Below are 10,865 nucleotides of genomic sequence, written 5' to 3' on the forward strand. Positions count from 1 at the left end.
AAGGAGTTATGGAACGCCACCGTGCCAGAGTATCGGTCGAAGTCGATCAACACCCCCAATTGCTGTAGGGCATCGATCAGCAGGGTAATGGCAGCCCCCTGATTGATGCCGCTGATCGTCACCGGACGGTCGGACAGGGCGGCAAACAGCAATGCCCGATGCGAGATGGATTTGTCGGAGGGAATATGGGCAGCGGCAGCGGCCCAATCCGGCCGATCCGGCGGGGTGGTGGAAGGAATATGACGGTCCGGATAAATCAGCACGCTCTCAGCCCCGTTTGTAACGCTTGGGATCGATCAGTGCCTCGTCGCTGAGGATCTGTTCAGGATCGAATATGTCAGGTGCCGATGGCCCCTTAGGCACCGGCAAAGCTCCGGCCTCATAGGAGCGGCGGCGGTTGCGCTTGCGCTCCAAACCGAGATTGAACCCCTCCAGATCAATCGGCCATTGCTCCAGCAATCCTTCATCACGGCAATAATCGGCAAGCTTCTGGCCGATTGGCGTCCTGACGAGGACGCGGCCATGTTTGCCGAACGCCGTGCCGTTGATGCTGGCATCGAAAATATTGGGATCACCGTCACAGACGCTGATGTCGGCAAGGCCGCTCATCCAGTCGCCGCAGGAGAGGCAGCGGTGGTTTTTCCCGCCCTTTAGCTCTTTCAGGATCTGCCAGAATTCCAGAGCATGGCTGCCGCCATCCTTGGTGGAAACCGTCAGTTTTCCCGGATAGGGACCGCTGCGGTAACGAAGGTCACTAACGGCGTCCAGCGGCAGGTTCAGGCAGCCTTGAACGATATCCGCCGTTCCCTTGGGCAATGTGCTGGACGAGCAGGCCGTTTCAATCAGGAGGATGATGTTTTCCCGCGCCCAATCGGCAATATCGCCCTGCAATTGCTGAAGCTTGCGGATGGCCTGCATATGACAGGCCAGGCCGACGACGGCGATCTTGTCATTGCGACAATGTTCGTAAAGGCCTCGCAATTCGGCCAGATAAGGCGCCAATTGGTAGGTGGATTGGGCATTGGCGATGATGGTTTCCTCATCCCCGGAGACCACGCCCTTGGCGCGCCAGCCTGCATCAGGGTTGCGGCCCATGGTCAGAACGTGGTCAACACCAAAACCAGTGCTGCGGCTGGCCAGCAGCAGGGTGGTGACGGTTCCGCCGCTGGCCGAAGCCTCGAACACATCCGCTCGTGTCGAGCGCGCGCCGAAGAGATCAATGTGGATGCCCAGCCACCGTTCGCTGGATTGGCGCTCGCGGCCGAAAAGCTGCATCTCCGCCGCATCGGTGGCGGGGTCAGCACCGGGACAGACATCATGGCAAAGGTGGCAGTCACCACAAGAGGCCGGGTCGAAATCCAGCACCGGCAGAAGAGTGTCCGGGTGCAGGACAATCAGTTGCTCAGGACAAACCAACTGGCAGGCCCCGCAACCGGCGCATAAATTGGAATCAAGAACATTTTCCTGTAAAATTCTGATCGACATCAATATAGTCCTTTTATCAGAAGAATTACTTTGAAATAATTTTTAAATATTCAAATATTTACTCAATCGACATGCAGTTCCATTTGCACGATTTCAAGAGAAACCGTACCTGGCCCGTGAGAGAACGTGCCGGTTCCAATTTCGGCAAAACCCAATTTCCGGTAGAAATCCCGGCCAGTGAGCGTTGATTCCAGATAGATACGTCTTTCCCCAGCCTGCCTGATGTGGGCGATTGCCTGACCCAACAGGGCTTTACCCACACCAGCCCCGGCAGCTGCCCCGCTGACGAACAGCTTGGTCACCTCATTGCCCTGCACTTCCACCAGACCCAGAAGAGCCCCGGAAGACACCGCAACCCAAAGCTCCCTGCGCTCGATAGCGGGCAGATATATGCCGGGATGGCGCCCATCCAGCCACATGTCGATCTGTTCACTGGTATAGTGTCCATTACAAAGGCTTCGCACCGACTGGCGATGAACATCGAACAGGTCCGGACAGTCTTCAGCGGTGGCAGGACGGATCTCGAAATGCTGCATCTCGCCAACCCTCACCCTGATGACCGTGCAGACGCCGTCTTGCGTCTGAACAGCGTTTCGAACCTGAGGCCGATGACGCATCCGACAACGACCAGAAGACTGCCACCAATCATCGCGGCACTGATATCGGTTTCACCGAACACAAAGGAAATATAGGTGGCAATCAACGGATAGATGAAGCCGATATAACCGGCATATTCAGCCCCTATCCTGCCAACCAGCGCAATATACATGACAAAAACCAGCGCGGAGCAGACAATACCGAGATATGCCAGAGGCAGCAGATAGGACAGACTGAGCGGCACGGCCAGTGACGTGCCTTGAGCAAGGGCGACAGCAAGATAAAGCGCACAGGCAAAGCCGATAGCGATCCGGTTGATCCGCACCGAGGTCAGCTTATGGGTTTTCTGAATATGTTCAGAAAGGACCGAGCCTGCTGCAACGGCCAGGAACGACAAAAGCGCCAGTCCCAACCCCAGCCAGACATTGGAGGCCCCGCCTTCGCCGCCTAGAAAAAACAAGGCGACACCCAACGAGGCCACCACGGCGCCGATGAGATTGCTGGCGCGAATGCGCGCACCCTGGAAAACCCGCTTCAAGGCCATCGCGAAGAAGATAACCGATATGCTGAGACAGGCCACATAGGAACTGGGCAGATAGTGGGTGGCGAGATAGGTCAACCCGATCCCGGCAAAATAATAGACCGTCCCGACGAGACCACAGAGCAGGAACGGCGCCGGCATCCGCTCGCCAGAGGGCCGTTTGACCATATCAACGATGGTCAGTGTGACAAAGGCCAGAAGAAACCGCCAGAACAGCGACACCACAGCAGGTGTCTCGACGATCTGTGTGGTGATTGCGATCCAATTGGTGGACCATATCGCCACGCAGGCGAGAAACAGCAGGAGAGTGCTCGCGGCCATACCCTTGGCGTCTGTTGCGGACGGCTCCCTCATGCCGCCTCTCCTGCAAGCGTGATCACTCCGCAATCGCGCAGTGCTGTTGCGATATGCCGCCCGATATCAGAAACAAGCGCATCACCCAGCGCGGTGGCATTGTAATCCAGCTTGAGCAGCAGGCGCCCGTCATGCTGGTAGCCGGTCACTTCCAGATGGTGGCTGGGCCGGCCATGCAGTGTAGTGAGCGAAAGCGGGTTGACTGAGAAGCGGTCCGTCGAGGAGATCGCGATGTCGCCAAGGTAATTGAAGCTGGCAAAACACTGCCGTTCCGCAGAGACCCCGCTCCGTTCGCCGGATCGATAATGTTCATTGCCGAAGGTATGAGCAATCTTTTCAACCTCATGGCGATAGTTTCGAACAGCATTGGCCGCCGCTGCCACATCCAATCCCCGCACGTTGACGAGGAACGGACAGATGACCGTGAACCAGCCGAAAATACCATCGGTCGACAAGCCTCCGGCAGTCAGTCCCCGACCATGCCCCAGAACATCGATTTTCTGACAAGCGGCGGGAAAGACCTTATCGAAAGCCAGTAAAACTGCGGCCAATACCCAGTCGGCGACCTCCATCAAGGGATCGCAGGCAAGCATCTTTGAGGGTGATCCGATGTCGAGATGCAGGATCTTGAACGCATCCCTTGCCGGGAAGGCCAAATCCCAGGCAATCGGCTGCGGACACTCACCCCATGGCAGCCGATCCCAGACTTCGGGCGCTCGTTCACTCGACAGAAACTGCCCGTAAGCCCTCACCCAATCCGCATAGTCCATATCCGGCTTTGGCCAAGCCTGGACCACCTCAGCCGTATCGGCCTCCGACAATTCCGACAGCAGAATGATCCACGACACCCGATCCACCCGGAACTGATGGCAGCTAACGACGACGCTGAGTTGCTCCCCTTCGGCCACAAGGGCCACGACAACAACCCGGTTGTTGCGAAACGAAATCGCGCTTTCACACTCCGCCACGGCCTGCGACAGCGTCACCCCTGACTTGAGAGCATCAATCTCAATCAGGCTCGCATCCGGCACATGCCGTTCCAGCAAGGCCTTCACAAGGGAACCGATCCGGTCTGCGTCACTGACAGGTCCCGAATAATCGATCACACACGTCTGGCACCAACCATCCAGATCAGGAATGCCGCGACTTTCGAGAAAATTTCGGTTGGGAAGTGCTGCATCCAACCCGGTCGCAGCCACGCGCATTACGGGAGCCACCGGATCGGCTTGTTGCTCTTGTGCCTTTAGAAGACCGGAAATCGGCTCATCAGAGATAATTTTTTCGAGGGCCAGCTTGATTCCCTGCCGTTTCAAGGCCGCCACGACGGAAAGCGCCAGCAGCGAGTTACCGCCGTTTTCGAAGAAGCTGTGATTGATATCGAGACTGGCGCCCTTCAATGCCTTGGCTATCGCCGCCAGAATCGGCGCATGCTGCGGGCTGACGGTCTCCGCTACCTGCTGCTTGGCGCGGGCCAGCTGCGCCAGCCTCTCGCGGTCAAACTTGTTGTTACGGGTCAGCGGTAGCCTATCCATGAGCACTATCAGGCGAGGCCGTTTGTGACTGTCCAGACAGTCCGCCAACGCTTTCTGTATCCTCGCTTCCGTAACACCATCACCACTGGCAACGACGGCTGCAACCACCTCATCCCCATCCTCACCAACGAGGGTGAAGACACAGCAATCCGCCACCATATCGAGCGAGAGAAGCCCGGCCTCGACCTCGGCCAGCGACACTTTCAGCCCGTTGACCTTGATGACAGAATCCTTCCGTCCAATGATGACCAACCGCATCTGATCGTCATAGCGGGCAAGATCGCCCGTGGCATAGGCACGCGCCGTGCCAGCCAGCCCCTCTCCCAGAGGCACAAAACCGCCATGCGTCAAATCCAGCAAGGACGCGACGAGATCGGAGATCAAGGTGACCTCCCCCTCCACGCCGCTCGTGGATATGCGATTTCCGTCTTCATCCCGCAGTTCGGTGATCACGCCGGTCACCGGATGCGCCAGGGGCCATAGCCCAGCCTTCCGCTCCGCGCCATGGTCATGCACGGCATACATCGCCGTGGTGCATTCGGTCGGCCCATAGGCATTAAACAGCCGGGACCCCACAGGAAAACAGCCGTTGAACAGATCGAGATCGCTATCGTAGATTTTCTCGCCACCAATGACGATCCGCTTCGGCTGACGGTAAGTCCCAAGCCCAGCGCGGTGGAAATGTCGGAAATAGGGTACCGTCATATGCAGCACGTCGATCTCGTGCCGCGCGATAAAATCAGCCACCGTCTCCATGGAGGAGGCCCTGGGATTGATCGTACACAGCACCCCGCCATGAAACAGGGCGGAGAACACATCCATCAACCCGGCATCCCAGGCCGTCGAGGCCAGTTGCAAGAGCTTTTCCCCCGGCCTGATCTGCACATAACCTGCGTAATTGGCGATATGCTGGCGCAGCGCCGCCATCGTCTGCACAATGGCCTTCGGCGCTCCTGTGGTGCCACTGGTCAGAATGACATAGTCATCACAGAGGAGAGGATGCTCCACCATCTCCCCATGGCCCAGGAATTGCGGATCATCCGGCTCGTATGCGCCTTCAGCGACCGTGATGAAACCCGCCTGCGGCAGCCAATCGCGCACGCTATTGAGAGGCGCATCATCGCCGAGATTGACCACGCAGCCAATGTTCAGCGCCGTCATCACCGGCTCTAACGGCTCAATCTGCATTTCGGGATCGATGAAAACCACACGCCGCGCCATCCCCAGCACGGCAATCAGGGCCGCATAGCTCCCCGCGCCATGGGAGGCGCGCAGAGCAACGGTTTTTCCCTGCGCCCCGGCAGCGGCAAGCTTGCCGGAGAGGGAACAGATCCGCCGCTCCAGCGCCCCCCAACGCCACGCACCATCAAGATCAATCGCGGCTAGATCAGCCGGATTGCGACGCAGCAGACAATAATCTGCCATCTCGGCTTTCACTGGCATCGGCAGGACTCCAGTGTCTTATCCAGCGCGGCGAAGAATTCATCCATATGCGCCTCACTGAAGGTCAACGGCGGCGTAAGCTTCACCGTTGCGCCATCGAGACCACCGGTTCTGACAATAACGCCATTCTTCAGCAGTTCTGCCCCCACCTCTGCGGCCAGCGGCACCCGCGCCCCGGAACCCGAGATCGCTACATCGAATGCCAGCATAAGACCAGTGCCGCGAATACCGCTGATACGGTCGTCACGATTTGCCAGCTCATGGAGCCGTTCGGTAAATCGGCCTCCGCTTTGCGCCGCCCGATCAGCAATATTGTCCCGTCTCTGCACCTCCAGAACCGCATTTGCCACAGCGCAGGCCAGCGGCATGAAGGTGAAGGTGGACGAATGCTGACTGAAGCCCAGCACATCGATGATGCTAGGCGGACCGGCAACGGCGGAAACCGGCACTCCATTGCCAAGAGATTTTCCAAGCACGATCATGTCGGGGCAAACCTGCCGCGAGGCCACGAAAGGTGTCCCCGTGCGGCCAAGACCGGTGTAAATCTCATCGAAAATACTCAATACGCCAAATTCGGCGCAGGCTGAAATCATTTCCGCCAGCAGGGATGGCGCTATGACAAAAATACCTTCCGCCGCCTGGATCGGCTCAATAATCGCCGCTGCCGGCAACTGGTGTCGATCTTTGGTGTCCTGCAAAAACTGCCGGAAAGCTAGCCCCCACTCTTTGCTATCCAGCACGGGCGTTCCACCCGGTCCGGCTAGGGAAAACCATGGATTATCCTTCAGCCCCATGGCCAAAAGATCCCGAAACTTCCCATTGGATGTCACGGAGAGCGCACCCTGCGTCTTGCCGTGAAAGGAGTTTGCAAAATAGAGTATAGGCTCCCGCCCGGTCTTCTTGCGGGCAATTTTCACGGCAACTTCCACCGCTTCAGCACCTGTGACCGCGCCCATGACCGAAGCTTCTGGAAAGGGCAGAAAATGCTCAAGCCGGTCGATCATCTCATGCCGAAAAGGATTGTCGATATTCCAGCCGGTATGGATCAGTTTTCCCGCCTGCAATGTCAGCGCTGAAACGATCTCGGGGTGCTGATGTCCCAGATTGACCGCTCCACTGCCGCCCGTCATATCGAGAAATGAACGACCACGGTCATCGTATAAATGACAATCCAGCGCCCCAACCATGGCAGGCGCACCGCCTTGATGCCGCGATACGGATATGGATAAAGCTTCCTGATAAGCCCCGACATTATTTTCCAGCAAAACATTCAGCATCTGGCGATTACTCCAGTAAAAATATATGGAAACAAAACATCAACGCAAATCTAAAAATAACATATACTTTTCGAGGTAGTGTTATTTTTGCAATTTCTAAAATATTGTTTTCGTCAAATAAAATATAATGAAAATTATAGATGGAAGAGTTTTAGTTTACAATCAAGGAATTCCCTCACAAATCCGTGAAGACAATGCGATGCCAGATTCCGCCAAATTTCCCGGCGCAATCCTTCTGCTTGTTGATTTCCACTGAGAACTGACCCGGTGGGGATGCGGAGGAAAACTTGGACCACCAAGGAGGTAGTTCCTGTATTCATACGAAGACAGGATTCGAGCGGTCGAACTCTATATCAAGCTGGGCAAACGTCTCATGGCGACCATTCGTCATTTGGGTTACCCAACCAAGAATGCCCTGAGAGGCTGGCACCGCGAATACGAACAACACCTCGACTTGCCTGTTGGCTGTGCGGTCCGAGCCCCCAAGTTTACACAGGCCCAGAACGAGGCGCGGTTGAGCACTATCGCACCCATGGTCGCTGCATTTCGTCGACGATGAGGGCGTTTCTAGGCACTGTAAACTTACCGCCTTGAACGCAACATCTGGGCATGAGGAATTAGTTCATGCGGCGTGAAGGCGTGCGATTTGGTGCCATGCTTGCATGGCTTCGGTTCGCAGTTCGCGATGGTGGGCGGATGGGATATCGTGTCGGAACGTTAAAGAGGTTGGCGATGGGGTCATGGATGGAAACGAAACGCTGAAGATGTCGTGCTGACTTGAAGCGCTTCATGATCTTCTCGCGTCGTCGGACGGGCTGATGCCGAGTTTTCTGCCCGATTGTTCAATCCTTTGTGAGAACGATGCTCAATGCCGGGCATGACCTCCCGCTTTGCTGCACCATAGGATCGTAGTTTGTCGTTAATCATCACACGCGGCGCACGGCCTTGGGCTTTCAGGAGCTTGCGCATCAAACGTTTTGCCGCCTTGGCATTGCGGCGGTTTTGCACCAGCACGTCGAGAACAAAGCCATCCTGATCAACGGCGCGCCAAAGCCAGTGTTTCCTTCCACCGATGATGATGACAACCTCATCGAGATGCCATTTGTCCCCGAGCCTGCCGGCAGATCGCTTGCGGATATCATTGGCAAAGTGTCTGCCGAATTTCTCAGCCCAGAGCCGCACGGTTTGATGAGAGACGATGACGCCACGCGCTGCCAGCAGATCCTCGACCATCCGCAGGCTAAGCGGAAACCGGAAATAGAGCCAAACAAGCATGGGCAATCACATCGGCTGGAAATCGGTGGCGACGATAAAGTGGATCACGCGTAAATCTGGTCATGCAGCCAGATCCCACATTTCGATCGATGTCCGGTTAACGTTACGATGCCATCGGCGCTTCTTGGCCGGAATGATTTCTATAACTTTCTGCGCACGGCCATCGTCAATCAAGTGACAATCTTAATTAGTGGCGGGACCAGTACAGGTAAAACGACGTTCCTGAACGCCTGCCTGCATTGCGTTCCGGAGCATGAGCGCATTCTGACGCTGGAAGACACCCTTGAACTTAGTCCACCTCATAAAAACGTCGTTTCGTTGCTGGCGAGCAAGGGTAATCAGGGTACTTCAAATGTCACGATCCAGGATCTTTTGGAAGCGTCATTGCGTATGAGGCCTGATCGGCTGTTCGTTGGCGAAGTCCGCGGAGCTGAAGTCTTTTCGTTCATCCAGGCAGTTAACACCGGCCACCCCGGATCGATGTGTACCGTTCATGCGGATCGGCCCAGCGCCGCTTACGAACGGCTGGCCCTTATGGTGATGCAATCAGGGATGGCCCCTACCCTCACGAAAACGGAACTGATCGATTACATCAAATCGATCATTCCTGTTGTCGTTCAGCTCGGCCGTGAGAACGGTCGGCGTGGCGTCTCTGAGATCTTCTACGCGAGGGCGAAGAATGGCAACTAAGGTGATCGTTTCCGTCGGTGTTGCCGGCTTGATATGCACTCTCATTGGTGCGTCATTGATCTATGGCGTCATTCTGGGAGTCGTCTATGGGGACTATCGGATATTATCTGCGACAGGCGACAATCCTCTCGCCCCTGCCCTCCAGCTTTGGCAATATGGTGGTGACAGTAAGGTTCTGCAGAAGGTTGCGGCCGCTTCTTTTTTGATTGCTGGGTGCGGATCGGCCGCGCTGCTCTTTCAGGTATTGCGGGTAAAGAAAGAACCACTTGGCAATGCAGCGTTCCAAAACAGAGCGGAATTGCAGCAAGGCGGTTGGTTTGGAAAAAAGGGCCATGTCTTCGGCCTCCTCGGAAAGAAAATGCTTCGGGTCAATGGGGACGGCCATTACGTCATCATCGGGCCAACAGGGGCCGGTAAAGGTGTAGGCTTCGTTATTCCCAACGCTCTATGCCATATCGGATCTATGTTGGTGTTTGATCTGAAGGGTGAAATCTGGGAAGCCACCGCTGGCTACCGGAAAAAAACAGGGAATAAGGTATTTCGCTTCGGGCCAGGTCAGGAAGACACCCATCATTATAATCCGCTGGATTTCATTCGCCTGGAGATCGGCAACCGGACAACCGATATCCAGAACATGGCCAGCATCCTGATTCCTGAAAAAGGTGGCGATAACGCCGTCTGGCAGGGAATGGCGCAACAGGTTGCAGCCGGTCTTATCAGCTATGTTTTGGAAAGCGAACACTATGCAGGCCGTCGCCATCTGGGCGAGATCAATTCGCTTCTGAATTGTGGTGAGAATCTTCAAATTTTGATGAAGCTCATTATCGAAAAAGAGCCTGGTCTCAGTCGGTTTACGACAGAGAGTTTCAACTTCTATATTGCGCTCAGTGAGAAAACGGCCGCATCTGCACTGACTGACCTTCAGAACGCACTCAAACCATGGAAAAATGAGCGTATTGTCGCTGCAACTCAGTTCACTGACATCGACTTGAAATTGAACTTGCAACCGATCTCTATTTATGGCTAATGTAAACTTAGCGCTTCACAGTCATGATCTGGGGTTGAGGTTATGCTTTAGGCGGCTTGAATGCCAGCGATTTGGTACCATGTTTGCATGGCTGTTTTTCGCAATTCGCGATGATGGGTGGATGGAATGTCGTGGCGGGGAATGTGAAAGAGGTTGGCAATCGGATCGTGGATGGAAACGAACCGTTGACGATGCCTCGCTGACTTGAAGCGCCTCATAATCCTTTCACGCCGTCGGACAGGCTGATGAGAATTCTCGGCCCGATTGTTCAGGCCCTTGTGCGAGCGATGTTCGATGCCGGGCATGATATCACGCTTCGCCGCACCGTAGGATCGAAGCTTGTCGGTGATTATCACACGCGGCGCACGGCATTGCCCTTTCAGAAGCTTTCGCATCAAACGCTTTGCCGCCTTGGCATCGCGGCGGCTTTGCACCAGCACGTCGAGAACAAACCCGTCCTGATCGACGGCGCGCCAGAGCCAATGTTTCTTGCCGGCGATCGTGATGACAACCTCGTCGAAGTGCCATTTGTCACCGAGCCTGCCGGCTGAGCGCCGCCGAATGTCATTGGCGAAATGCCGGCCGAACTTCTCCGCCCAGAGCCTCACGGTTTGGTGAGAGACGATGAACGCCACGGGCAGCCA

At 55.8% G+C, this 10,865-nt stretch carries 7 protein-coding genes and 4 pseudogenes; 3 read left to right on the forward strand and 8 right to left on the reverse strand.

Going from position 1 to position 10,865, the window contains the following annotated elements; translation table 11 throughout:
* Window positions 1-26: 26 nt before the first annotated feature.
* The 6 genes and pseudogenes from IEI95_RS29860 to IEI95_RS29110 form a co-directional block, all read right to left on the reverse strand.
* A pseudogene (locus tag IEI95_RS29860) lies at window positions 27-263 on the reverse strand (carboxyvinyltransferase); the annotation flags it as partial.
* A gap of 4 nt (window positions 264-267) precedes the next feature.
* A complete protein-coding gene (locus IEI95_RS29090; RefSeq protein ID WP_156537545.1) occupies window positions 268-1,485 on the reverse strand; it encodes a Coenzyme F420 hydrogenase/dehydrogenase, beta subunit C-terminal domain in 1,218 nt (405 codons plus the stop codon).
* 62 nt (window positions 1,486-1,547) lie between these two features.
* Entirely contained in the window at window positions 1,548-2,021 is a 474-nt protein-coding gene (locus tag IEI95_RS29095; RefSeq protein ID WP_194417419.1) for a GNAT family N-acetyltransferase, read from the reverse strand.
* A gap of 11 nt (window positions 2,022-2,032) precedes the next feature.
* Complete coding sequence (locus IEI95_RS29100) at window positions 2,033-2,977, reverse strand: DMT family transporter (RefSeq protein ID WP_156537547.1); 945 nt, start codon at window positions 2,975-2,977, stop codon at window positions 2,033-2,035.
* Window positions 2,974-5,952, reverse strand: coding sequence for an AMP-binding protein (locus IEI95_RS29105; protein ID WP_156537548.1), 2,979 nt, complete (start codon window positions 5,950-5,952; stop codon window positions 2,974-2,976). The genes IEI95_RS29100 and IEI95_RS29105 overlap by 4 nt, the downstream gene beginning before the upstream one ends.
* Window positions 5,943-7,229, reverse strand: coding sequence for an aspartate aminotransferase family protein (locus IEI95_RS29110; protein WP_156537549.1), 1,287 nt, complete (start codon window positions 7,227-7,229; stop codon window positions 5,943-5,945). The genes IEI95_RS29105 and IEI95_RS29110 overlap by 10 nt, the downstream gene beginning before the upstream one ends.
* A 310-nt stretch (window positions 7,230-7,539) precedes the next feature.
* Between IEI95_RS29110 and IEI95_RS29115 the strand changes: the two are divergent.
* Window positions 7,540-7,793: pseudogene (locus IEI95_RS29115) on the forward strand (IS3 family transposase); the annotation flags it as partial.
* Window positions 7,794-7,851: 58 nt separating this feature from the next.
* On the opposite strand, the pseudogene IEI95_RS29120 reads toward IEI95_RS29115, so the two are convergent.
* Window positions 7,852-8,568 (reverse strand): annotated as a pseudogene (locus IEI95_RS29120) (IS6 family transposase).
* Window positions 8,569-8,627: 59 nt separating this feature from the next.
* Between IEI95_RS29120 and IEI95_RS29125 the strand changes: the two are divergent.
* Together IEI95_RS29125 and IEI95_RS29130 are read left to right on the forward strand one after the other, a co-directional pair.
* Window positions 8,628-9,194: pseudogene (locus IEI95_RS29125) on the forward strand (ATPase, T2SS/T4P/T4SS family); the annotation flags it as partial.
* Window positions 9,184-10,221 (forward strand): type IV secretory system conjugative DNA transfer family protein, encoded by a 1,038-nt coding sequence (locus tag IEI95_RS29130; protein WP_194417421.1) that lies wholly within the window; start codon window positions 9,184-9,186, stop codon window positions 10,219-10,221. The pseudogene IEI95_RS29125 and the gene IEI95_RS29130, both read left to right, overlap by 11 nt.
* A gap of 47 nt (window positions 10,222-10,268) precedes the next feature.
* Here IEI95_RS29130 and IEI95_RS29135 read toward each other — a convergent pair.
* On the reverse strand, window positions 10,269-10,865 hold a 597-nt coding region (locus IEI95_RS29135), incomplete at its 5' end, for an IS6 family transposase (protein ID WP_194417422.1).

Origin of the sequence: Agrobacterium vitis, from assembly GCF_014926405.1 — a bacterium.
GTDB classification, from domain to species: Bacteria; Pseudomonadota; Alphaproteobacteria; order Rhizobiales; family Rhizobiaceae; genus Allorhizobium; species Allorhizobium vitis_H.